This window comes from Natrinema ejinorense (genome assembly GCF_002494345.1).
GTDB lineage: Archaea > Halobacteriota > Halobacteria > Halobacteriales > Natrialbaceae > Natrinema > Natrinema longum.
Window position 1 is genome coordinate 3,595,206 of record NZ_NXNI01000001.1, and the last position, 24,483, is coordinate 3,619,688.

The 24,483-nt window shown below is 64.5% G+C and carries 19 protein-coding genes; 11 read left to right on the forward strand and 8 right to left on the reverse strand.

Annotation, left to right across the window (positions count from 1 at the left end; genetic code table 11):
• Positions 1-9: 9 nt before the first annotated feature.
• The gene (locus CP557_RS17635; protein ID WP_097381113.1) at positions 10-1,131 is read right to left on the reverse strand and encodes a DUF4350 domain-containing protein; all 1,122 of its coding nucleotides are present in this window, start codon (positions 1,129-1,131) and stop codon (positions 10-12) included.
• 14 nt (positions 1,132-1,145) lie between these two features.
• Positions 1,146-1,424, reverse strand: a complete 279-nt coding sequence (locus tag CP557_RS17640; RefSeq protein WP_097381114.1) for a hypothetical protein — start codon at positions 1,422-1,424, stop codon at positions 1,146-1,148.
• 982 nt (positions 1,425-2,406) lie between these two features.
• Here CP557_RS17640 and ahbB point away from each other — a divergent pair.
• From ahbB to CP557_RS17655, 3 genes are all read left to right on the forward strand, one after another.
• The gene (ahbB, locus tag CP557_RS17645; protein ID WP_097381115.1) at positions 2,407-3,447 is read left to right on the forward strand and encodes a siroheme decarboxylase subunit beta; all 1,041 of its coding nucleotides are present in this window, start codon (positions 2,407-2,409) and stop codon (positions 3,445-3,447) included.
• Positions 3,448-3,503: 56 nt separating this feature from the next.
• Entirely contained in the window at positions 3,504-4,103 is a 600-nt protein-coding gene (locus tag CP557_RS17650; protein ID WP_097381116.1) for a hypothetical protein, read from the forward strand.
• Positions 4,104-4,211: 108 nt separating this feature from the next.
• The gene (locus CP557_RS17655) at positions 4,212-4,775 is read left to right on the forward strand and encodes a hypothetical protein (protein WP_097381117.1); all 564 of its coding nucleotides are present in this window, start codon (positions 4,212-4,214) and stop codon (positions 4,773-4,775) included.
• A 45-nt stretch (positions 4,776-4,820) separates the two neighbouring features.
• Here the strand turns inward: CP557_RS17655 and CP557_RS17660 are convergent, their stop codons facing one another.
• The gene (locus CP557_RS17660; RefSeq protein WP_097381118.1) at positions 4,821-7,946 is read right to left on the reverse strand and encodes an FAD-binding and (Fe-S)-binding domain-containing protein; all 3,126 of its coding nucleotides are present in this window, start codon (positions 7,944-7,946) and stop codon (positions 4,821-4,823) included.
• A 289-nt stretch (positions 7,947-8,235) separates the two neighbouring features.
• Positions 8,236-9,123 carry a 3-hydroxyacyl-CoA dehydrogenase family protein gene (locus CP557_RS17665; protein ID WP_097381119.1) on the reverse strand — a complete coding sequence of 296 codons (888 nt, stop codon included), beginning with the start codon at positions 9,121-9,123 and terminating at the stop codon, positions 8,236-8,238.
• Between the two features lie 439 nt (positions 9,124-9,562).
• Here CP557_RS17665 and CP557_RS17670 point away from each other — a divergent pair, with 439 nt between their 5' ends.
• Entirely contained in the window at positions 9,563-10,705 is a 1,143-nt protein-coding gene (locus tag CP557_RS17670; protein WP_097381120.1) for a thiolase family protein, read from the forward strand.
• A 225-nt stretch (positions 10,706-10,930) separates the two neighbouring features.
• Here CP557_RS17670 and CP557_RS17675 read toward each other — a convergent pair whose 3' ends face one another.
• The 4 genes from CP557_RS17675 to CP557_RS17690 form a co-directional block, all read right to left on the reverse strand.
• A complete protein-coding gene (locus CP557_RS17675; protein WP_097381121.1) occupies positions 10,931-12,070 on the reverse strand; it encodes an acyl-CoA dehydrogenase family protein in 1,140 nt (379 codons plus the stop codon).
• A gap of 145 nt (positions 12,071-12,215) precedes the next feature.
• Positions 12,216-13,778 carry a class I adenylate-forming enzyme family protein gene (locus tag CP557_RS17680; protein ID WP_097381122.1) on the reverse strand — a complete coding sequence of 521 codons (1,563 nt, stop codon included), beginning with the start codon at positions 13,776-13,778 and terminating at the stop codon, positions 12,216-12,218.
• Positions 13,779-13,878: 100 nt separating this feature from the next.
• A complete protein-coding gene (locus tag CP557_RS17685) occupies positions 13,879-16,029 on the reverse strand; it encodes a TRAP transporter permease (protein WP_097381123.1) in 2,151 nt (716 codons plus the stop codon).
• Positions 16,030-16,041: 12 nt separating this feature from the next.
• Positions 16,042-17,097, reverse strand: a complete 1,056-nt coding sequence (locus tag CP557_RS17690) for a TAXI family TRAP transporter solute-binding subunit (protein WP_169924404.1) — start codon at positions 17,095-17,097, stop codon at positions 16,042-16,044.
• Between the two features lie 354 nt (positions 17,098-17,451).
• Between CP557_RS17690 and CP557_RS17695 the strand changes: the two genes are divergently transcribed.
• From CP557_RS17695 to CP557_RS17725, 7 genes are all read left to right on the forward strand, one after another.
• Positions 17,452-18,615, forward strand: a complete 1,164-nt coding sequence (locus CP557_RS17695; protein ID WP_097381125.1) for an acyl-CoA dehydrogenase family protein — start codon at positions 17,452-17,454, stop codon at positions 18,613-18,615.
• A gap of 129 nt (positions 18,616-18,744) precedes the next feature.
• Complete coding sequence (locus CP557_RS17700; protein WP_097381126.1) at positions 18,745-19,515, forward strand: IclR family transcriptional regulator; 771 nt, start codon at positions 18,745-18,747, stop codon at positions 19,513-19,515.
• Between the two features lie 721 nt (positions 19,516-20,236).
• The gene (locus CP557_RS17705; protein ID WP_143825088.1) at positions 20,237-20,506 is read left to right on the forward strand and encodes a hypothetical protein; all 270 of its coding nucleotides are present in this window, start codon (positions 20,237-20,239) and stop codon (positions 20,504-20,506) included.
• A gap of 183 nt (positions 20,507-20,689) precedes the next feature.
• On the forward strand, positions 20,690-21,049 hold the full coding sequence (locus tag CP557_RS17710; RefSeq protein WP_097381128.1) for a hypothetical protein: 360 nt from the start codon (positions 20,690-20,692) through the stop codon (positions 21,047-21,049).
• Between the two features lie 166 nt (positions 21,050-21,215).
• A complete protein-coding gene (locus tag CP557_RS17715; protein WP_143825089.1) occupies positions 21,216-21,443 on the forward strand; it encodes a hypothetical protein in 228 nt (75 codons plus the stop codon).
• A gap of 167 nt (positions 21,444-21,610) precedes the next feature.
• Positions 21,611-22,537, forward strand: a complete 927-nt coding sequence (locus tag CP557_RS17720) for a HEAT repeat domain-containing protein (protein ID WP_097381130.1) — start codon at positions 21,611-21,613, stop codon at positions 22,535-22,537.
• Between the two features lie 221 nt (positions 22,538-22,758).
• Positions 22,759-24,468, forward strand: a complete 1,710-nt coding sequence (locus CP557_RS17725) for an ABC transporter substrate-binding protein (RefSeq protein ID WP_097381131.1) — start codon at positions 22,759-22,761, stop codon at positions 24,466-24,468.
• The last annotated feature ends 15 nt before the right edge of the window (positions 24,469-24,483 follow it).

Here is a 24,483-nt window from a genome sequence, read left to right on the forward strand (position 1 = left end):
CGGCCCCGTTCAGTCGACGGTATCGCGGTCATCGTCGTCCCGACGGATACGGTTACCGTCCCCTCTCACATGCTGGACCCGTTCGTCGTCCCGCTCCGCGTCGGACGGGTGGGGCATCGAGGACGATGGCTGCACCGACTGTCCCGCCCCCTCGCCCGGGTCGGCGCGTCGGGGGCGGTCGCCGAATAGCAGTCGCCGGGCGCGCGTCCCGACCGATCGAGCGCGTTGGCCGGACGCTGCCGCGATCGCGACGACGCCGCCGACGCCGAGCAGCACCTGGAGCGGTCGGGCGTCGCGTATCGTCAGGATCGCCGCGGCCAGCGGCGGGAGGTCGGCGGCGTGGGAGACGTCCAGCAGAACGCGGTCGGCACCGGCGTACAGCTCCCGAACGAACCGGCCGTTGTCCGGTCGGTCGAGCATCGCGTTGATCACGAGGCTGGGATCCCCGACCGCGACGACCCGTCCCCGACCGACGTTCTCCACGGTCGCGACCGGATGCGGGCCGAGTTCGTCGCCCGGCTCGAGCCGATCGTCTTGGGGGGTCAGATAGGCGAGATCGCTCGTCGTGGCGAGCACCGTCGCGTTCTCCGAACCCGGTTCGATCGCCGTCGCGTAGTTGAGCGTCAACCGGTCGACCTCGTCGGTCAGCGAGTGGTTCTCGATGCCGGTCGCGACCGGCATCGCCGGCCCGCCGTCGTTCTCGTACTCGTCGCGTAGCAGGCGGCCGTCCGCGCGGGCCGTCGCACCGACGTCGGCCAGTAGCTCGTTCCCGTTTTCGCCGACGCTCTCGAGGACGACGAGCGTCCCGCCGTTCTCGACGAACGTCCTGATCCGCGCGGCTTCCGCGTCGGTGTAGGGGTCCGCCGGTGCGACGACGAACGCGACCGTTCCGTTGGCGGCGGATGCGTCGGAAAACGCCTCGTACCTCGTCGAATCCCGGACGAGTTCGCTCTCGACGCCGGAGTCGGACTCGATCTCGTTGCGGAGGTCGGTCCCGCCGTCCCAGGCGGGGTTGTGCGGGCTGAACGCCGCCGTGGACGTCGCCGCGACGACCATCAGCGCGACGACGGTCACCAGCGTGAGCGCGAACAGGAGGACGCGGGGCCAGACGAGTTCGCCGTCGTCGACCATGCCGGCGTCCCATCTCACGGGATCACCTCCGGTGGAACCACCGCGAGAAGTCGGCGGGCGACGAGCGAGGCGAACCCGACGAGCCCGAGTACCGTGAGCCACTTCAGCCGCGACCGCCACGTCGGCGTCACGTTGCCTGGCGCGATGAGTTCGGTGACGACGAGCAACCCGATCAGCGAACACGCGAAGAACAACTCGGCGGAGAGCGAACCGAACACCGACAGGAGGAGCACCGTCGCTACCATCCAGGCGAGCTGTCCACGGACGAACCGCATCCGACGCGGGGTCGCCATTCAGCGTCCCTTCGCCCTCGAGAGCTCTAACTATGTGGTGAGTACCGAGCGATAGGAGGAAACTATTCCCATCGGGTGCGACGCTGTCCGGGGTCCGAACGGGTGCGATTGCGACGCTGCCCGGAGCCTACCGGGTGCGATATCCCCCAGCGTGGTTTGTCACCACGGACCGTCTCGCATACTGACCGTGAGAAGATCACGGATAATACATCGATAATACTATATGAAACTTCAAACCCGTTTCCGGACGACTCGCTGCTGAACGGGGTCGACCGATCGGATCGACCGAATGGTATTACGACCATATGGCTGTAATTACGATGCGGATTGTCGTCCGTCAGGTTCGCCTCGAGACTGGTCCGCGGGACTCGCCGGAACTTCCCCGCGCCGATAGAGCGGATCGAAAGTCAGTGATGTGGGGGCTCGTCTATATTATATGTAGTCTGGTCATTCAGAAGAAGTAGACTATATATTATGCTTCCGCTATCGGCTTCCGGTCGGCTCCGATTCGGAGTTGGCGGCGACCGCGCCGGAACTGCGTGGCCCGGCCGACGGCAAACATCGTCGGGATGCTCTCATATCGAGAACGGACGGATCGAGGCTATACGATGGGTCCCATCGATCGGCTTCAACCCCGTTTTTGCCGGCGCTTCCGTTCGGTGGCGAACGGAGACGGCTCCGTTCATTTTCCTGAATATCGGGCGATGCTCCTATACCCGGTGGTGCTCCCGATTACACCGTATAGTCTGTAGCTATCCACTACTGTATGAATAGTGAGTATCATTCTATTTTGGTAGTACTGTGGCGACTCGCCCTTTGGATCGGTGATGGCTCGTTGCCCTCGTTGCCGCGATGGCGACACCGCCGAGCGCGGGGCGAGCGTCGGCCTCCGCTACGGGATCGCACACCTCTCCGTGGTGTCCTGCGAGTCGACTCGAGCGGACCCGAAAACGATACGAGCCTCTTCTCCCTAGGACAACCAATGAGTACCCTGTCGGGGAACTGGCGTGAGGCCATCGACGACGTGGACGCGGCACTGATCGACGGCTATCAGAGCGGCTTTCCGGTCACGGAGCGGCCGTTCCGTCGTCTCGCGGCCGACCTCGAGATCGACGAATCGGCTGCCGTCGACCGGGTCCGCGCGCTTCGGGAAGCGGGGATCGTCCGCCGGTTCGGTGCCGTCCTCAATCCGCCCGTCATCGGCTCGTCGACGCTCGCCGCGGTTCAGGCACCGGCGGATCGCTTCGACGAGATCGCGGGGATCATCAACGACTACCGGCAGGTCAACCACAACTACGCCCGCGACCACGAGTGGAACATGTGGTTCGTCGTCACCGCCGGCTCGCAGGCGGCTCGCGACGAGATCCTCGCCGATATCGAAGACCGCACCGGCTGTGACGTGCTGAACCTGCCGATGCTGACCGATTACTACATCGATCTCGAGTTTCCCGTCGTCAACGGCGATCGGTTCGCACGTGAATCCCTCGCGGAGCGCACCGACTCCTCGGCGACCCGGATCAGCGAGGCGGCGACTGGGGATCTCTCGACGCTCGAGGCCGAACTGCTCCTCGAGATCCAGGACGGGTTCCCGCTGTCGGCTACGCCCTACCGGGATATCGCCGGCGAACTCGGCTACGCCGTCACGGACGTGCTCGGGGCCGTCGAACGCCTGCTCGAGACGGGCTGTCTCAAGCGGATCGGCTGTGTGATCAACCACGTCGTGACCGGCTTCGACGCCAACTGCATGGTCGTCTGGGACGTCCCCGACGACGAACTCGACGTGCGGGGTGAGCGGGCCGGTGGACTGCCCTACGTCACGCTGTGTTACCACCGACCCCGCCGGCCCGATCAGGACTGGCCGTACAACCTGTTCACGATGATCCACGGGCGCGACCCCGAGGCCGTCGACGCCAAAATCGACGAACTCGCCGCCGACTACCTCCCCGTCGACCACGAGCGGCTCTACTCGACCGAGACGCTGAAACAGACCGGCGCGCGCTACGACGATTTGGTCGGACCGTAGCGTCGCTCGCGGGCTGGGAAACGTATTTCACCTTCCGTCGCTTACGAAAGGTCACGATGATGGCGACAACCCACGCGCTGATAGGGCTGGTGCTCGCGCTTCCCGTGCTGACGGTCGCCCCGGAACTCGCACCGGTCGCGTTCGTCGCGGGGTTCGTCGGCGGACTGGCTCCCGACCTCGACCTCTATACCGGCCACCGGAAGACGCTTCACTACCCCGTGTACGCGTCGGTCGCGACGGCTCCGGCACTGGCCCTCGCAGCGCTCGTGCCCACTCCGATAACGGTCGCGCTCGCCGTCGGGCTTGCGGCCGCGGCCCTTCACGCCGTCGCGGACGTCTTCGGGAGCGGTCTCGAGCTACGGCCTTGGAACGGTGCCTCCGAGCGGGCGGTGTTCAGTCACTATCACGGCCGCTGGATCCGCCCCCGGCGGTGGATCCGGTACGACGGGTCCCCCGAAGACCTCCTCCTGACCGGGCTCGCGGCGGTGCCACTCGTCGCGCTCGGCGGCGACCGCGTGGCCGCGCTCGCGATCGCCTTCGTCGCGGTGTCTGCCGTCTACGTCCTGTTGCGAAAATCGCTGGCGACCGTCGCGGAGCGGCTGGTCGCCCTCCTCCCGGCGTCGGCTCGCCCCTACGTCCCGGCGCGGTATCTGTAGCCGCGACCGGTCACGGCTCGCGGCGGACTCTATTTCCACGGATCGAACGCGGCGCGAACACGGCATCTTTATGCGCGACGAACAGTATCGGTATCAAACGATTCCGCAATGACACGAGAGCAGACGGCCGAACGCGGCGTTCGATGGGCGCTCGTCGCCGTGTTCGTCGCCGGCGTTCGCCGACGCGATCCGGGTGCGATCGTCAACACCGTCGTGGCGTTCGCGGCGACGTACGTGCCTCGGATCGTCGAACGCGTCTACGGACTCGAGTTCCGACCGTGGCAACGCGCGTACGTCGCGGTCGCGATGCTCACCCACGCGATCGGAATGCTCGGTCCCTACGACGACGTCTGGTGGTGGGACCACCTGACACACGCCCACTCGGCGACGCTCGTGGGCAGCGCAGCGTTCGTGGCTGCTCGTCGCCGCGGCGACGACCCTCGCCCGCGCGTCGTCGCCGTCGTCGCCGTCGCCGGCCTCTGCTGGGAACTCCTCGAGTACACGATCCACGCGATAGCGAACCGTCTCGGACTCGAACCGGTACTGGTCACCTACGGCAAGACTGACACCGCGCTCGATCTCCTCTTCAACCTCATCGGTGCCGTTCTCGTCCTCCTGCTTGGCGATTACGCCCTCGAGAACGTCGTCCGCCCGCCCCGTACCGACCGATGAGACGCCGCCGCTCGCCTCGTTGACCCGCTCGACGGTGCCCGGGTCTCACTCCAAGGCCTCGGCGACGACTTCGATCGGCGTCGGGGGCTCCTCGGATGCACCGGGTCTGTTCTCGAGTTGGGTCCGACAGGAGGCACCGGGAGCGACGACGCGCTCGCCGTCGCTGTCGTCGACCTGCCCGTAGAGGATCTGAGCGATCGCGTCGCTCATCGAGGCGTGTTCGGACTCGTACCCGAACGAGCCCGCCATCCCACAGCAGCCCGAATCGAGCGGGTCGACGGCGTACCCCGCTCGTCGAAGCACGCCGACGGCGTGGTGGTCCTTCGCGACCGATTTCTGGTGGCAGTGACCGTGATAGACGAGGTCCGCCGTCGCCGCGCGCTCGTCGAAGGCGATCGCTTCGTCCAGCCGGAAGGTGTCGATGTACTCGCAGACGCCGTAGGTGGCGTTCGCGAGGGTTTCGGCGGCCTCGGTCGAGAGCAGATCGAGGTAATCGGACTGGAACATGACCGCGTCGGAGGGTTCGATGACGACGACGTCCCAGCCCTCCGCGACCCGCGGCGCGAGCGCAGTGACGTTCTCCCGGGCCGCGTCCCTGGCCTTCTCGAGGAACCCTTTCGAGAACGCCGGCCGGCCCGTGTCGCCGAGCCCGTCGGGGACGGCGACGTGGACGCCGGCGGCCTCGAGGGTGCGGACGGCCGCCTTCCCGGCGTCGGGGTGGCTGTAGTTGGTGTAGGTGTCGGGATAGAGGACGGCCTTGCGGGTGGCCTCGCCCTCGCCGATGCGAGCGCCGCCTCGCTCTGCTTGCGCCGCCGCCGCTCGCTTTTTCGAGGCGGCTTCGCCGCCTCGCTCGTGAAACCAATCTCGAAACGTCTTCGCGTGGAACGTCGGCAGCGCTCGGTCGGCATCGATCCCGACGGCCACCTCGAGCGCCTTTCGTGCACCCGGCAGCTTCGGCAGGGCGTTGGACAGCGGCGCGAGCCGGGAGCCCCACTTCGAGAGCGTCCCGACGTTGGCGAAGAGGCGATCCCGGAGGCTCGCGCCGTTTCGCTGGTGGTACTCGTGGGTGACCTCGGCTTTGAGCTTCGCCATGTCGACCTCGCTCGGGCAGTCGATCGCACAGCCCTTGCAGCCGATACAGAGGTCCATCACTTCCTCGACGAACTCGTCGGAGACGGCTTCGTCGGGCTCGAGATCGCCGCTCATGGCCTGGCGGAGCGCGTTCGCCCGGCCCCGGGTGGCCGTGATCTCCTCCCGACTCGCCCGGTAGGTCGGACACATCACGCCGCCCGTGGTCGACTGCTCGCCGCGACAGCCGCCACAGCCGTGACAGAGCTCGACCATCCCCTGCATGCCGTTGTCGTTCTCCCACTCGAGGGCGGGCTCGAAGCCGGCCTCGAACTCGTAGTCGGGGTCGAATCGCAGGTGCTCCCGCAGATCCGTCGGATCGTCGTCGCGGAAGACGACCTGCCCCGGATTGAGGATCCGGTCGGGGTCGAAGGCGGTCTTGAGGTCCTGGAACGTTTCCCAGAGTTCGTCCCCGTAGAGCTTCCGATTCCACTGCGTGCGGGCGCGGCCGTCGCCGTGTTCGCCCGAGACGGATCCGCCGAGGTCGACGACGAGGTCCGTCACGTCGTCCGCGATCCCGTGGAGTTGCTCGAGGCCCACCTCGGTCTTCGTATTTACGAGCGGCCGCACGTGGAGCACGCCGGGGCCGGCGTGGGCGTAGAAACTGGCGTAGGTGTCGTGGCTCTCGAGGATCTCCTCGAACCCCTCGACGAATTCGGGGAGCTTCGCGGGCGGGATCGCGGTGTCCTCGATGAACGAGATGTGCTTCGCGTCGGTCGTCCGCGAGAGCAGGATCGGGAGGCCGGACTTGCGCAGCTTCCACAGCTTCGCGCGCTCAGTGTCGTCGTAGGCCTCCAGCGCCTCGATCGCGACCGTCTCGGATTCGCTGCTCGGGGCGTCGTCGGCTGGCTCGCCCGCCGGCGTGGCCGACGGCACGCGGTCGGCCAGGAGCCCGGCGACCTGCTCCTTCCCGTGGTCTTCGTCCGCGGCGTAGAACTCCACGAGCAACACGGCGTTGGTCCCCTCGGGGAGCATCTCGGTGACGGGACCGAACTCCGCGGTGTCGCGAGCGAGGTCGATCAACACGTCGTCTAACACTTCGACCGCCGCGGGGTCGTGTGCGAGGATCGGCTCGATGTCCCGCATCGCCTCGTGGAGGTCCGGGTAGCACAACAGGGAGACCGCCTTCGTCTCGGGCACCGGCTCGAGCGCGACGGTCGCCTCGGTGACGATCGCCAGCGTCCCCTCGCTGCCGGCCAGCAGGCGCGCGAGGTTGACGGTTCCGGGTTCGCCGGTGTCCTCCCCGCCCGGCAGTTCCTCGCCGCGAGCCTCGGCGACGAGCCGGTCGAGGTTGTACCCCGAGACGTTGCGCTTGAGGTCGGGATAGGTCTCCTCGATGCGGTCCGCGTCCGCCTCGAGGATTCGCTCGACTTCCGCGTAGATCCGGGCCTCGAGGTCGCCGTCGGGATCGGCCCGTTCGGTGATCTCCTCGAGCGTGACCTCGCCGAACCGGGTGACGGTGCCGTCGGCGAGGACGGCCTCGACCGCCTCGATGTAGGCGTCGGTCTTGCCGTATTTCAGCGAGTGTGCGCCCGTCGAGTTGTTCCCGATCGCGCCGCCGATGGCGCTCTTGTCGCCCCACGCGGGGTCGGGGGCGAATTTGAGATCGTGGGATTCGAGTGCCTCGTTCAGCGTCCCGAGGACCGTCCCGGGCTGGACCGTCGCGGTCCGTTCGTCGGGATCGATCTCACGGATCGCGTTCATGTGCCGGGTGAAATCCAACACGACGGCCCGGTTGACCGTCTGGCCGGCGAGGCTCGTCCCACCACCCCGCGGGAGGACCGGAATCTCCCGCTTGGCACAGTACTCGAGGATCCCCGCGACGTCGGCCGTCGATTCGGGGAAGGCGACGGCGATCGGGGTCATCTCGTAGGCGCTCGCGTCCGTAGCGTACAGTTCGCGGGAGTAGGAATCGGCACGGACCTCGCAGTCGACGAGCGCCTCGATGTCCGCGACCAGCGCCGGACGGTCGAGTTCGTCGCTCCGATAGTCGTAGTTCGCTCGCCCGTCGGCGGCCGGGTCGGCGCTCGGTTCCAGTGACATACCCCACCATTGTACAGGAGCGGCTAAAAGCATCCGCATTACCGACCGTTCGACCGGAACGGGGCGCGGAATCGACCGCGCGGCGGATCTCGAACCGCCCGGCCGGCACGTGGGGTCCGCTGTCGGGAGTGGCAGCTGAACGGAAAAGTGGCCCCGTCGTTTTCCCACGTGCGCCCCCGGGGCCGCCGTCCGTGGTATCGGACGGTAGCAGTCAGTAGCAGGGGAGGCGAAACAAGCGGTATGCCTACCTAGTAAGGTATCCCTGCGGGGGTACTCCTCGCGTCCCGCGTTACTCGTCTCCGCCCCACTCGCCGCTCATGCCGACGCGTTCGCCGTCTTCCCAGACGTAGTAGCCCTCGCCGGTCTTCTTTCCGAGGTTGCCGGCACGGACCTTCCGGCGCAGGGACTGGGGCGGCTTGAACCGTTCGCCCAGCTCCTCGCGGAGGTGTTCGGCGATGTGCAGGCGCACGTCGAGTCCGACGTGGTCGGTCAACTCCAGTGGCCCCATCGGATGCCCGTAACCGATCTCCATTCCCTCGTCGATGTCGGCCGGGCTGGCGACGCCCTGCTCGACCATCCGGATCGCTTCCAGTCCCAGCGCGAGCCCCAGCCGCGAGGTGGCGAAGCCGGCCGTGTCCCGGACGACGACGTCCTCCTTCTCGATGCCCCGGACGTAGTCGACGGCGAACTCCTCGGTCCGATCGTCGGTCTGTTCGGCGATGACGATCTCCACCAGATCCATGATGTGGGGCGGGTTGAAGAAGTGGAGCCCGACGGCGCGTTCGGGGTGCTCGAGCGCGCTGGCCATCTCGGTCACCGACAGCGAGGAGGTGTTCGAGGCGATGACGGTGTCCTCGTCGGTCGCCGCTTCGACGTCCGCGAAGACCTCCTGTTTGAGGTCCATGTCCTCGGGCACCGCCTCGACGACCAGCTCGGCGTCTTCGACCGCCCCTGCGAGATCCGTCGTCCCTTCGATGCGCTCGAGGGTCGCTTCCATCTCGTCCTCGCTGATTTTGTCCCGGTCGACGCCGCCCTGAAGGTTGGCGCGGATCCCCTCGAGGCCGTCCTCGACGAACTCCGCCTCGATGTCACGGAGGACGATGTCGTGACCCGCCATCGCGGAGACCTGTGCGATTCCGTGTCCCATACTGCCGGCTCCGAGGACTGCGATTTGCATGTGCGAACCCACAGACGAAGCGATCAAAAGCGTTCCCTTTCGAACAATCCGGCCCAGTGTTGGTTCGGGGGCCAATACTTCGAAACTCGATTCCATCACACGGCGCGCGCTGTCGATACCCCGTGCGAGGACCGCAGTCGGTTGGGGAGGACGTGGTGCTGTGTCGGGCGGGATTGAAAGAGGCAGGGGCTTTCTGAGTGTGCTCGAACAATATTGTGCTACCTTCTTACAGCGGCAACTGGGGATTTCCACACCCTCCCCAGCCGATTCGCTCACTCATTCCATTCGTTCGCTCATCCCTCGCGCATAGTCGTGCCGCGGCTCACACTGTTCGCCGCGGCCCAGCGCGCGCCACCTCAACGTATCCCGACACACTAACACGGTTCCATGGCGAAGAACGGAGCTACTTTAGTTCAGGAGCGCGAGTCAATCAGTATCAATGAGCGATCGCCAGCCAGTTATCGTCCAGGCAGTCCGCACTCCGCAGGGAAAACACGGCGGCGTCTTCGCCGAGACCGGCAGCGAGGAGCTGTCGGTCCCGCTCGTCGACGAGATGCTCGAGCGCACGGGCCTCTCGGGCGAGGACGTCGACGACATCCGATGGGGCTGTGCGAAGCAGGTCAACGAACAGAGCAACAACATCGCGCGGGTCATCGCGCTGTGTTCGGAACTCGGCGAGTCGGTGCCGGGCACCACCATCGACCGGCTCTGTGCGTCCTCGGCGGAGGCGATCATGAGCGCGAGCGATGCTATACGGGCTGGTCAGCGCGAGGTCATCGTCGCGGGCGGCGTCGAGAACATGTCCCGCAACGAGCGCCGGAAGGGGATCGACTCCTACGACGGCATCGCCGAGCAGTACGACGCGGCCGGCCTCGCGATGGGCCAGACCGCCGAGACGGTCGCCCGCGAGTACGACATCAGCAGGGACGAACAAGACGAGTACGGCGCTCGCAGCCAGCAGCGGGCCTGCGAGGCCACCGACGACGGAAAGTTCGACGACGAGATCGTCCCCATCGAGACCGAGGACGGCACTGTCGAGGAGGACGAGGGCCTTCGCCCGGGTACCACGAAAGAGAAGATCGCCGGCCTGCCGCCCGCGTTCCAGGACGACGGCACCGTCACCGCCGCCAACGCCTCGCAGGTCTCCGACGGCGCTGCGGGCGTCCTCATCACGAGCCGGGAGGTCGCCGAAGCGGAGGGCCTCGAGATCATGGCCGAGATCGAGGACCACAACGTCGCGGGCGTCGACCCCACGGTCATGGGCATCGGACCCGTTCCCGCAGTCCGGGGCATCTGGGAGCGAAACGGCCGGTCGGCGGACGACTACGACCTCGTGGAACTCAACGAGGCCTTCGCCAGTCAGACGATCTACTGCCGGGACGAACTCGGCTTCGACGACGACCGGTTCAACGTCAACGGCGGCGCGATCGCCATCGGCCACCCGCTTGGCGCGTCGGGCGCTCGCCTCCCCGTCACCCTGATCCATGAACTGCAGCGCCGGGGCGGCGGCCTCGGCCTCTCGACGATGTGCGTCGGCTACGGGCAGGGCGCGGCACTCGAGCTTCGGGTGCCCGAGCAGTAGACGATCGGGCAACTCCCGAGTGACTCGCGGCCCGTCTCCGCCGGCGCGTTCCGGCTTTCTCGCGTCGCTCCGTCCGTCCCCGTACACGGATGTGTGGGAGAAAATAAATTCGAACCCGAGTAATTCTTCGTTCGGTGAGAAACTGCTCGAACAGTCCCGGACGGCCGACAAGCTATCGAGGGCGCAACTGCAAAAATACCGAGTGGTTTCGCGGTCGACGCCGGGTTAGAGGATCTGGTCGGCGATGATGTTCTTCTGGATCTCGCTGGTGCCCTCGTAAATCTTCGTGATGCGGGCGTCGCGGTAGTAGCGCTCGGCGGGGTAGTCCGTGACGTAGCCCGAGCCACCGTGGACCTGGATACCTTCGTCGGCGACTTCGACCGAAATTTCGGACGCGAAGTACTTCGCCATGCTCGAGTACTGCGCGGCGATGTCCTGGTTCTCCTGCTCGACCTGGGTCGCCGCACGATAGGTCAGCGAGCGGGCGGCCTCGACCTTGGTCGCCATCTCCGCGATCTTGTGCTGGATGGCCTGGAACTCGGAGATCTGCTGGTCGAACTGCTCGCGCTGGTTGGCGTACTCGATGGCGGCGTCGAGTGCACCCTGGGCGGCACCGACGGCCTGGGCGGCGACGCTGGTGCGGCCGGAGGCGAAGAACTCCATCAGCTGGTAGAAGCCCTTGTCGACCTCGCCGATGACGTTCTTCTCGGGAACGCGGACGTCGTCGATGACGACCTCCGCGAGGTCGGAGGCGCGGATGCCCAGCTTGTTGGTGATCTTGTCCGTCGAGACGCCGTCGCGGTCCATCTCGACGAGGAAGGCGGTGATGCCCTTGTGGCCCTCGCCGGGGCTGGTCTTGGCCATCAGGACGCCGACGTCGGCGACGGTCCCGTTGGTGATCCACATCTTGTTGCCGTTGAGGACGTACTCGTCGCCGTCCTTCTCGGCGACCGTCTCGATGCCGGCGACGTTCGAGCCGTGTGCGGGCTCGGAGATCATCGAACAGGAAGCGGTCTCGCCGTTGGCGATCTTGGGCAGCCACTCCTCTTTCATCCACTCGTCGCCGAACTCGATGATCATGTCCGAGCCGAATCCGGCGGAGCCGACGGCGGAGCCGATCCCGGGGTCGGCGCGCCAGAGTTCCTCGGTGACGATCGTCGAGGAGATCTTGTTCATCCCGGCACCGTCGTACTCGGTCGGGATGTTCGGCGCGACGAAGTCGTACTCGGCGGCCTTCTTGCGGAGCTCTTCCGGATACTTGTGTTCTCGGTCGTGTTCCTCGGCGACCGGCACCATCTCGTTTTCGCCGAATTCGCGGACGGCGTCACGGATCGCCTCGTGCTCGGCGGATAACTGGAATGCCATGATTGTTTACTAGGAGTCGTCTTACAAAGTAGCTTCGGATATGCTCGAAATCTGTTTTTGTTAATGCATCACCGGCCGAATCTCGAGCATGGAAACGGTGAGCCGATCGCCGCTGATTACCGGCCGACTGGGTCGGCGACGGCGATCACTCCTCGTCTTCGTCGCGAAGTTCGAACTTCTGGACCTTGCCGGTCGTCGTCCGGGGCAGTTCCTGGACGAATTCGACTTCGCGGGGGTGTTTGTACTCCGCGAGGTTGGTCAGACAGTACTGCTTGATGTCTTCGGGCGTCGCTTCGGCGTCGGGTGTGGGAACGACGAAGGCCTTGACCGTCTCGCCCCGGCGCTCGTCCGGAACCCCGACCACTGCGGCGTCGGCGATGTCCTCGTGCTCGAAGAGCAACTCTTCGACCTCGCGCGGGTAGACGTTGTAGCCGCCGGTGACGATCATGTGCTTCTCGCGGTCGACGACGTAGTAGAAGTCGTCCTCGTCCCAGTAGCCGATGTCGCCGGTGTGGAACCAGCGCTTGCCGCCGTCCTCGGTGAAGGCCTCCTCGTTGGCCTCGGGGAGCCCGTAGTACTCCTTCATCACGTTCGGCCCGTGGATGACCAGCTCGCCGGTGATATCGTGCAGGTCGGCCTCCTCCTCGTCGATCGGGCCTTCCTCGACGCGCGGGACCGCCTCGAAATCGTCGTCGACGATCTTCGCCTCGACGCCCTCGAGTGGCTGGCCGATACTTCCCTTCCGACGGTTTTCGTTCGTGTTGGCGTGGGTGACCGGACTGGTTTCGGTCAGGCCGTAGCCCTCGTTGAGCTGGACGCCCCAGAGGTCCTCGAATCGGTCGAGGACCTCTAGGGGCAGACTCGAGCCCCCGGAGTTGGCAAAGCGCAGGGACTCGAACTCGTACTCGGCGGCGTCGGGCTGGTTGATCATGTCGTTGAACATCGCGGGGACGGCGAACATGATCGTGATCTCGTCGTCCTCGAGTTGCTGCATCACCGCCGGCGCGTCCCACTCGGGGACGGGGTAGTAGGTGCCGCCGCTGTACATCGCGCCGTTCATGACGACGGACATGCCGTAGATGTGGAACAGCGGGAGCGTCCCGATGAGTCGGTCGGAGGCCTGGAAGCCCCCCGGCGGGATGACGGCGTTGGCCCGCGTCGTAAAGGCCAGGTTGTGGTGGGTCAGCAGGACGCCCTTGGGCGTGCCGGTCGTCCCCGACGTGTAGGGCTGGACCGCGACGTCGTCGTCCGCGCGGTCGACGACGTCCTTGGTCTCCCCCGCGAGGAAGTCGCCGAATTCCGTCGCGCCTTCGACGTCCGCCCCGACGCTGACGACCTGTTCGACGTCCGTGTCGTCCTGTACCTCGAGGACGTTGGGAACGAGGTCGGCCAGTGCGACGACGGCCTTCGCCCCGCTGTCGCCCAGCATGTGGCTGATCTCACGGGACTTGTACTGGGGGTTCATCGGGACGATGATCCCGCCGGCGCGCAACGTGCCGTAGAAGGCCGTGACGAACTGGGGCAGGTTCGGCAGGTAGATGCCGACGCGGTCGCCCTCGCCGATGCCGCGGTTCTCGAGGGCCTGTGCGAACTGGCCGGCCTGTTCCCAGAACTCCGCGTAGCTCAGTTCGGTCCCTTCGTAAGCGATCGCGGGCGATTCCGGGTTCGCGTTGACGGTCTCTTCGACCTCCGTCACGAGGTTTGTCATACCTTGTGTATGGCTGCCTGGGTGGTCAAAAGGGTTGTTACTCGGCGAGCCCATTTATTTCGGTTGTCATGAGAGTCGAGAGGAGTGACGGTGGAATCAGCTAGTCGCTCTGGAGCGAGGCCGACTCGGTCCGATCCATTGCCGCCTCGTGATCGTAGCCGATGACGAGGTTCGCGTACCCGAGCGCGGCAGCGATCACGAGTCCACCGATGAGTTGGATTCCGAGATCGACCGTGGGAGTCATGGGCAGGAGCGGGGCGAAGGCCGCCCCACCGAACATCGCGGCGAGGGCGGCAACGAGATAGAGTACCCGGACAGGAACTGAGAGCCAGTGCGCGCCGTCAAACCCGATCGTCGCGACAACCAGTGCCGTCGTCCCTGCCAGGACGAGCGGAAGCGCGATGATCGTCTCGGGGATCGACCAGTAGATGAGGCTATTGTTCGTGATGAACGCGAATGGGATCACGAAGCCGGGCGCGCCGATCCGAAGCGCCTGCACGCACGACCGGGGGAAACTCGAGTCAGCGATGCTCGAACCGATCGCGACGGAGACTGCGACCGGCGGCGTAATCGCCGACAGCATCGCGAAGTAGAACACGAACATGTGAGCGGTGATCGGCGGGATACCGATGGCGATGACGCTTGGGACGATCAGCATGGCGACGAGGATGTACGCCGCCGGCGTCGGCATGCCGAGTCCAAAGAGGATGCTCGAGATCATGGCCATCACGAGCAAGAAGAAGAGGACTCCGCCAGCGAGAGACACCATCTGCTGGCTGATCGCGCCCGCGAGACCGGTGCCCTCGACCATCCGCAAGATGATTCCGAGCGAGCCCAGAATGCCGACCAGCGGTGCCATCTCCACGCCGCCCTGCTTGAAGCCGTCGAGCGTCTGCTTGGTCGTTCCGAGAACGTTCCAGCCGATATCGCCGAGCGACACACCGTCAGTGTTGGCCTCGAGAGAGCCGTTCGAGATCCCGACGCCCAGGACATCGACGAGGACGTTCCGGACGTACATCACGCCGACGATGGTAATGATCGTATACAGTCCCGCCGCCAGCGGCGTGTACCGAAGGACGACGAGCGTGTACATCAGGACGGCAAGCGGGATCACGAAGTGCAGTCCGCCCAGTAGGACGGTGTAGTCGAACGGTTGGATCTCGTCGGTCGTCCAGCCGAACTTCAACACGAGGAGGTAGACGGCGACTCCGACGCTGAGATAGAATAGCGCCGCGGGAATAATCCCGGCGCGGATGATCGTCAGATAGGAGACGTTGAGGATGTCGGCCATCAGGAACGCCGCCACGCCCATCACCGGCGGGAGCATCTGTCCGCCGCTCGAGGCGACGGCTTCGATGGCGGCCGCGAAGTCCTTGCGGATGCCCTGATCTTTGATCATCGGGATGGTAAAGGAGCCGGTCGTTGCCGTGTTCGCTGCGGCACTGCCGGTGATCGATCCCATAATCATGCTGGCGACGACGGCGATCTGGACGACGCCGGTCCGGAGGCTCGTCCCCATTTCCCGGCCGACGCCGAGTACGTAGTCGAGCGCCCCGTAGGCCTTCGCGATGCCGGCGAACATGATGAAGATCGCTACCCAGGTTGAGCCGATACGCAGGATGAAACTGTACGTCCCCATCAGTCCGATCGCCCCCTCGCGGGAGATCCGGGCGATGCTCATGCCGCTGTGATTGAAGATGCCGGGTAGCAGTGGGCCGATGAACGCATAAATAAGCGAGAGCACGATGACGGAGGTAAAGATGTACCCGAAGGCTCGGCGCGTTGCGTCGGTCAAAATGAGGATGATACCCAGCCCAACGAAGATATCCAGCGTCGTGTAACCGACCGTGTAGGCGGACTGGAGTCTGCCGAAGTTGGAATGCACGTACCCGGTCACGAGCAGCGATGCGATCGCGATCGCGACGGCGATCACTGCGAGGAGTCGAGCGCCGTTGCGTCGGACGGCCGGCGAGTCGGGAACGATTGCGTCCGAGACGCGTCCCGTGAACGGTTCCTTGACGAGATACTCTTTGGCCTGCATCAAATAATACAGGGTCAACCCGATACCGAGGAAGATGTTCGCGTATACCATCGGCTCCGGGAACCGAAGCGTCCGCGCGTAGTCGATAGTCAGGACCGTCAGCGCGACGCCGAAGAGATAGATGAGTCCGGTCAGGACGTCGACGGCGCTGAGTTCACGCGGGGATGGGAGGGCGTCCCGAAGCCGGTCCCGTGGTGTGGCAGCACTCATGATGTGTTCTCGCTATTCCTCACCGCGAACGAAGTCATCGGACCACATTCCTTTTTCTTCGTAGAAGTCGGCCGCGGCCGGGTGGAACGGGAAGTCGTCGTACATCCGCGTCGTCCACCACTCGTCGTCCATGTAGTACCCGAGGTACGGATGGTCTTCTTTCATCGACTCGCGGTACTCGTACATCGTCTCGAGGAAGCTGTAGATGTAGTCGTACTCGTGATCGTTACGGACGATGAAGTTGTACGGAATGTTGACCCCCATCGCCTCGTCGGGCGCGTGTGCGTACCCACTCAAGCTGTCCCGGGTCATGTCGATGGGCTCCATCGGAACGCCGGTGTTGTCTTCGAGTTCGCTCAGGGCGTCCTCGGGCCACTCGAGGATCCGGGTGTCGACGGTCTGTTTCATCTCCTGAATCCAGGAGGCTTCGAAGTCGAAGTTCGAGATCGTCACGACGCCGACATCGAGCTGGCCTTCCTGCATCGCCCCGGCCTGCTCGCCGTAGCTGACGCTGATCTGTTCGTAGTCATCGGTAACGGTCCCGAGGGCCTCGGTAAGCGTCTCTCGGGTACCCGATTTACCCGGCGTCGGAGAAACCCGGGCATCGGATCCGATGTCGGCGATCGACGTCCAGTCGTTGTTGGTCACGAACAACCACGGGAGGTCGTTGTAGTGGAAGATCTGATTGGGGGTGTAGTCGAGGGATCCGTAGGGCTCGTCCCCGTTCAGGATCTTCTGAGCCGATCGATGCTGGATCATCCCGATATCGGCCTCACCGCGACCGAGTCGACCGATGTTGTCTTCGGTACCCTGGCTCGGCTGTGCCTCGACATCGATATCGTCGGCGTTCTTGTCGACCGTCGCGGCGATCCCCTGACTGGCCGCGTAGGTTCCCGTTTCCGATGACGCCGTGACGATCGTGAGCTGTGAATCATCGCTACTGCCGCCACTGACTCCCTCGTCGAGGGAGTCCAGACAGCCTGCGAGTGCGGCCGTGGTGCCGAGTCCAGCGGCGAGGAGTGTTCGACGATTCGTGCGGCTACCAATTTGGTTGCTGCTGTCTACCATGGCGTACATTGTTATAGCAGCCACTCATAAGGATAACGATATGAGGCAATACCTGTGTTTGAACTTTCATCTGTAATTTCACCTATGTGCAAAACCACTACCACATTGTTCAAGCCAAGAGTACGTGACAAAAAATACACTGGCCCGGTTTGACGGAGTTGCCGATCGGTTGGGCCTCCCAACAGCGCCTTCACCATGGTCGCCTCCAATACGAGCGGCCGTTCAAGCGGATCTGACCGCGCTGATTCCATCGACTGCTGTCCGTCGAAAGTGCTGACGTTCCGTTGCTCCGGCGCTCGTTCACGTGATAATCAGTATCGCAATACCTATTGTGCTATTCCCATAGGTATAGGTATGCTGGATTTCGTTCAGCTCGAGGAAGACCTCGACCAGGAAGAGCGGATGATCCGGGATACGGCCCGGGAGTTCGTCGAAGAACACGTCAAACCCGATATCGGGGAGCACTTCGAGAACGGGACCTTCCCGAAAGAGCTCATCCCGAAAATGGGGGAGCTTGGATTTTACGCCCCGAATCTCGAGGGCTACGGCTCGCCCAACGTCTCGGAGACGGCCTACGGACTCCTGATGCAGGAACTCGAGGCGGGCGACTCGGGGCTGCGATCGATGGCGTCGGTTCAGGGTGCGCTCGTCATGTACCCGATCCACGCCTACGGGAGCGAGGAACAGAAAGCGGAGTGGCTGCCGGACATGGGACGAGGCGAGGCGATCGGTTGTTTCGGACTGACCGAACCCGAACACGGCTCGAACCCGTCGGCGATGGAGACTCGCGCCGAAGCCGACGGCGACGGCTACGTCCTGAACGGCTCGAAGACGTGGATTACGAACTCGCCGATCGCTGACGTGGCTATCGTCTGGGCGCGCGACAAATCGGCCGATGACAACCCCGTTCGCGGGTTCCTCGTCGAAACCGACCGTGACGGGATTACGACCAACAAGATCGACGACAAACTCTCGCTGCGCGCCTCGATCACGGGCGAGATCGGGCTCAACGACGTCTACGTTCCCCAGGAGAACGTCCTGCCCGGCGTCGAGGGCATGAAGGGCCCGCTCTCCTGTCTCACGCAGGCCCGCTACGGCATCGCCTGGGGTGCCGTCGGTGCCGCTCGCGACTGCTTCGAGGAGGCTCGCCAGTACGCGAAAGACCGCGACCAGTTCGGCGGGCCGATCGGCCGGTTCCAGCTCCAACAGCGCAAGCTCGCGGAGATGGGGACCCAGATCACGCTGGCCCAACTGCTGGCCCACCGGCTCGCCGAACTCAAAGAGCGCGGCGAGATGCGGCCACAGCACGTCTCGATGTCGAAGCGGAACAACGTCCGGATGGCTCGCAATCAGTCCCGCATCGCCCGCGAGATGCTCGGCGGGAACGGCATCACCACCGACTACTCGCCGATGCGCCACATGGCTAACCTCGAGACCGTCTACACCTACGAGGGGACCCACGACATCCACACGCTCGTCCTCGGCGAGGAATTCACCGGGATCCCCGCCTACCAGTAACCCGCGATTCGACCCTTCGCGGCCTTTTTTCGCCGACTCGCGTTCGCGACCGGAGACGGACGTTTCGCTCACCAGCACTCTCGTTTCAGTGTCCGGAACATTGATTGCGTTCGATGAGTAGTAACGGACATGGGAACGGATCGGGACGGGACCGAGACGGACGAGGTGGGTGTTGCGACGACTCGGAAGACGTTCGCACTCCTCGAGGCGCTCAAAGACGAGGAGGGGCTCACGATTGCGGAGTTTACCCAGCGGACGGGTCTCCCGAAGAGCACCGTCTACCGCCATCTGCAGACGCTGACCGATCTGGGGTACGTCATCGAACGTGATGGCGACTACTACGTCGGGTTTCGCTTCGTCGAACTCGGTGAACAGGCCCGCTCCCGGAGAGTAGGATACACGGCTGCCAAACGAGCGGTGTTCGAACTCGGCCAGGAGACCGACGAACGCGCGGTGTTCATCGTCGAAGAGGACGACGAGGCCGTCTACGTCCACCGCTATGGCAGCCTCTCGAACACGATGATCGGGCACCGGCGGCCGCTCCACTCGATGGCCTCTGGCAAAATCATTCTCGCAGAGTGGGACGACGCCGCAGTTACCCGCTACGTCGACGACGTGGGTCTCGAGGCGATCACGTCGAACACGATCACCGACCCCGACGAACTATTCGACGAACTCGAGGGAATCCGCGAGCGGGGGTATGCGGTGAACAATCAGGAACACATGGACGGGCTTCGTGGGGTCGCCGTCCCCGTCTACACGCCCGACGACGAGTTCCTCGGGTCGCTGGCCGTATTCGGACCGACCAGCCGATTCACCGACGAGTACGTTCACGACGACCTTCCGACCCGGCTTCGGGACAAGGCCGGCGAAATCAGGGTCACGCTCGCGTACGGCTGACGAACGGTAACGGAGTGCGTTTCACCAGACGAAACGCTCGTTTCGAGAGCCGACAAGGCGAACGAGCCATCGGCGATCGACCGAACACTCGATCGCCGGACGGGGTATCCGGCCTACGCTCCGGGACACTCCGTTCGCCGGTTGGACGATCGTGTCCGGATGCTGAACCGATCGTGGACGGTCGACGAAACGATGCCTCTCCGTTTTCGCGTGCTCCCAGTCGGTGACCCGACGACGGTCCCTGCCGGAAGACCATGGCGAGTGATCGATCAATGAACGTGACGATCGTATGGCTGTAATGTTGGTCTCCCCCTCGGTTCTCATACGGTTACATATTCATAGATCTACTGTCTAGGAAATCCATCCTATTGTCGGGTTCTTCGTGGAAGAAATCGTGCACGGGACCAGCGTACGACTTCGCTGCTCCTCCCAACGAGATCGTCGATCGTGGGCCCAAGAACCCATCTGGCCGGCATCGTCTCGAGATCTACTGTTCGCTCACCGTCGCCGATTCTGGCTTCGATTCGACCTCGATACTATTGTCGAATAACTTGTGTGTAGCTCCATCTATCGACGTTTGGGTCGTTCTGCGCGTGGAACAGTCGTCGGAACGGAATCGAACGAGACCCAGCCGATCCGACGCACCGTCCGAGGATTTGTCCGACGGTCCGCAGCCAACGGCGGTACGTCGGACCCGGATCCACTGTCGCGGCGAACGGTCGTGGTCGCTATCTCGGGAACGAACGGTGCTGCCGCGAGCGGTAGTGCACGTCCCGGCGAGTCGGCTGAGCGAGCCGACCGGGACGACGTTCCGACCGGGTCGGCCTCGAGTCGAGTAGCCATCGGCGAGCGGCCCGACGGAGCGACCCGGTACGTCGGCGTCGTCGCTCGGACCGTCGACGGCCGGCACGTCGTCGTCCGCGGCGACGAACTACTCGCGGCTCGACGTCTCCGGTCGGCATCCGTCGACGGGCCGGCGTTCGGAGACTGACCACGTCCGTTCTGTCCACTCCGCGAGGGTGCGCCGTCGGCTACTGTTCGGGGCGGCCCCTTCGTCACCGATCCCGAACCGCGGGCCGACGCGACGAGTCGCCCCCTCGTATATCGGTACCGATCCACACTGCCATAATCCGCAAGTAGCAGTCCTACCCCTTCGGATCCCGTCCGTTGTCGTATGGTGACTGCAACTGCGCCCGACCGAGGATTGAATCGACCGGGGTCTCCCGGACTGCGGACCGCGTTCTTCGGCGTCTGGTTCGTCGATCTCGTCGCGACGATCCTGTTTTTCTCCGTCCCGTATGCCACCGAGATCAATCCCGTGACGGTCTTCCTTCACGACGTCTTCGGAGTCGCCGGCGTGGTTCTCGCCGCGCTCATCTACGCTGGACTCGTCGTCGTGATCGGCTTGCTTCTGCCGACCCCGTTTGACGTCGGCTTCGTGATGTCCGTCGTCGTCATGTATGCCCTCTTCGCGAGCAACAACGTCGTTCTCCTGGTGGCTCGGGAGCCGTTACTCGCGCCGTTCGTCCCGTAACCCAGCGACGGAACCGAACCGGATCGTCCTCGAATCGGACTGAAAAACGGCTGTCGGTCGTGATCCGTTCAGTTCCGTCGCGGACGCGTGCGGCATGTTTTAATACTAACCGGTGAACACGGATAGCTATGTCTTCACGGACGACTCAGCGATCGGTGGTGAAGCGATGAACACGTACGACGGGTTCTGGGACGTCATGTCCGCGTATGCCCCGTACTTCTATCTCATGCTCGTGATCGTCACGCTGATGGCCGTCCTGAACGCGGTCGCGATGGTACTCGGGGACCAATCCGAGGGAGCGTTCGCGATATCGATGGTCGTCTTCGGGATCCTCGGACTCACTGGACTCGGCCTCGCAATCGTCCTGTGGCAGTGCAAGCGTCGGTCACAATAGCCCTCCCGTTCACCTACCCGACCCGTCCGTCCGCGCTGAACCCCTCGGTGGCGGTAGGGCGTGCTGGAGTCGAGCGAGTCGTCCAAGCACTTCAATTACCGATGGGTGGCGCACAATTAATCGTCGAACCGTGAGATTCTTTTACCCGTGGCTGTTGTCCGCTAGTTATGTCTCCACATGCCCCGGACGACGAGGCACTCCTCGAGACTGCTCGGACCGCTCCCGAGAACGTCGATCTCGACGCGGTCGTCGCGCTGTTCGACGCCGAACGGGGGCACGTTCGCAACGTCGCGTTGCGGTGTGCGCTCTTCGTCGCGGTCGACGACCCGGATCGCGTCGCTGCGATCAGCGAGCGGGTCATCGAACGCCTCGAGGACGAGTTTCCCGTCGCGAGGAGTACTGCCGCCGCCGTCCTCGCGACTATTGCCAACGAGCACCCCGAGGCAGTCCGTCCGGGGCTCCCGGCGCTCGTCGACACGCTCGACCAACACCCACCCCGGACCGGCTATCGGGCGGCGCGAGCACTGGGGCCGGTACTCGAGGCGGAGCCGGCCGGGTTCGTGCCGGAGGCGGATGCCCTCCTCGACGTGCTGGCCGACCCGCCGACGGTGTGGGCACCCGGTCCCTCGGAGTTGGCGGAATTCCCCGCCGGAAAGCGGGATTCGGTGGCGGACTGCCTGGAATCCCGCCGGGACGAAATCGAAACGGACAGGGCACGTGCACGCGGGATCCGAGAGTTTACCGCACACGCACTCGTCGAGGTCACGGCGAGAGCGCCCGAGGCCGTTGCCGACCGCCTCGAGGAATTCGTGCCGGCGCTCTCGAACGAGCCGCCGCTCGCCCGCGCGGCGACCATCGACGCGATCGCGAACGTCGCACGGGCCGACCCGGCGGCCGCCGAGCCGACGATCGACGCGGTGATCGACCGGCTCGAGGACGAGGCCGAGTACGTCCGCGCACACGCGGTGCGTGCGCTCGGGTTTGCCGAAGCGACGGACGCGGTCGAGCCGCTTCGGACGGTGGCGGAGGAGGCCGACGGCGAAGTCGGGGAGCTGGCAGCGGACACTGCCGAGTGGCTCGTCGATGCGGACTGAGCGCGAGTGCGGTCGGTGTGTTCGGTGGCCGTGTGACAGGCTCTGATTCCCTCGGGCGAGGCCGGCAGGCTCGTACCCTGCGGGCGTGCCACCGGGAAGTCGTCTCTGGCTTGGCGGACGTGAACCGGCGTTCCCAATCAGATAGAAAAGCTACTTTTACGCCTCGAATTTATCCAGGCCATCATTACACTTATGTATGATAAACCTTGATTAAGGTTCGTATGGTTCGAAGTTCAGCAAGTGGGGACTATAGCGATGTCGTGTCCCGACGGGAGTTCGTATCGCTTGCAGGTGCGACGGGTGCCGCGGCGGTTGCCGGCTGTCTCAGTGGTGACAGCGACGACGGCGACTGGTTCGTTGGCACACAGACCGACTTTCCGGCCAGTAATTATCACTGGAATCTCCTTCAGGGGTGGAAGATCCCCCACGACCGGTTCGGGCTGTTCGCACAGTGGACGCAGTACCTGATCGAGGACGACGAGTTCCATCCCCACCTCGTTCGGGAGTGGGAGCACGACGACGGCGAGATGACGCTGACGCTCTCCGAGGAATTCACGTGGGGCAGCGGTGACGATATCACCGCCGACGACCTCGCCTTCCAACTCGAGATTCTCGAGGCGGCCCAGCAGCCGATCTGGCAGTTCATCGAGGACGTCGAAGCGACCGACGAGTACGAATTGACCGTCTCCTACCCCGCGGAAACGAATCCTGACCTCATCGAGTACGCGCTGTTGGCCGAGCAGGCCGCCTACTCGCCCGCGGACTGGGAGGGCGAGAACTGGGAGGACGACCCTGCCGGCGTCGAGATCAAAGACCCCGATCCGTCGGGTCCCATCGCACTGACGGAACACAACGACGATTACTCCCAGACCGAGCCCCGCGACGGGCTCGAGGAGTACGCCGACCACCATTTGGCCGATCACTACAACTGGGACGGCTACCGGACCGAGAACCGTTCGAAAAACAACAACGTCTACGAGTCGCTGAAACGCGGTGAAGCCCACGGGCAACACAGCCTGTATGCACCGCCGGAGATCCTGGAAACGTTCCCGGAGCACATCCGCAATTTCCAGGTCCCCGGTGGCTTCGGGATGGCGATCTGGTTCGATCACGAGGCCGAACCCTGGGATCAGCGTGAGGTCCGCCAGGCCCTGTATCACTCGATCGACCGCGAAGCAGTGATCTCGACCGTCGGCGAGAGTACGAAGGTCGGCCCACATCCAGCTCCGACCGGACTCACGTGGGCTACCGTCGACGACTGGCTCGGTTCGTCCGAGCCGGATGGCTTTACCGTCTACGATCACGATCCCGATCGAGCCGAAGCACTGCTCGAGGAGGCCGGCTACGAGATGGGTGAGATCGAAGTCGAGCTGGCGTATCCGGAAGGGTGGTCCGACTGGGCGGACGCATCCCAGACCATCGTCGACCACCTCAACGAAGCCGGCTGGGACGCGGCGGGCGACCCTCGAGGTGGCGGGCCCGGGAGCTACGCGGGGTCCGGTCCCGACGTCTTCGTCGACCAGCATACGGAGGGCGGTGCACCGCGCATGAACCACCCGTACTTCTCGCTGGACTACATCCTTCGCAACCGGCTGCGCGACACCGAGGGCCACTTCGCGAACTACCCGACAGAGATCGAACTCGACGGGGAGACGATCGACATCGAAGCGGCGCTTCAGGAGCTGGCCACGACGAGCGACCGATCCGAGCAGGAGGAAATCGTCGAACGGCTGGCGCGCGTCGTCAACGAGGACGTCCCCTGCATCTACGTGATGGAGAAGTACGAGCAGTCGTTCATCAACGGCGATCGCTTCGAGATCCCCGACGACTCGCCGCACTTCTACTCCTACTGGCCGATGTGGTGGCTTCCCAAGGTCGACGAGAGCCTCGAGGGGTACGATACGCCCGGCCTGATGAAACTCGACGATTGAACGACGTTCCTGTTA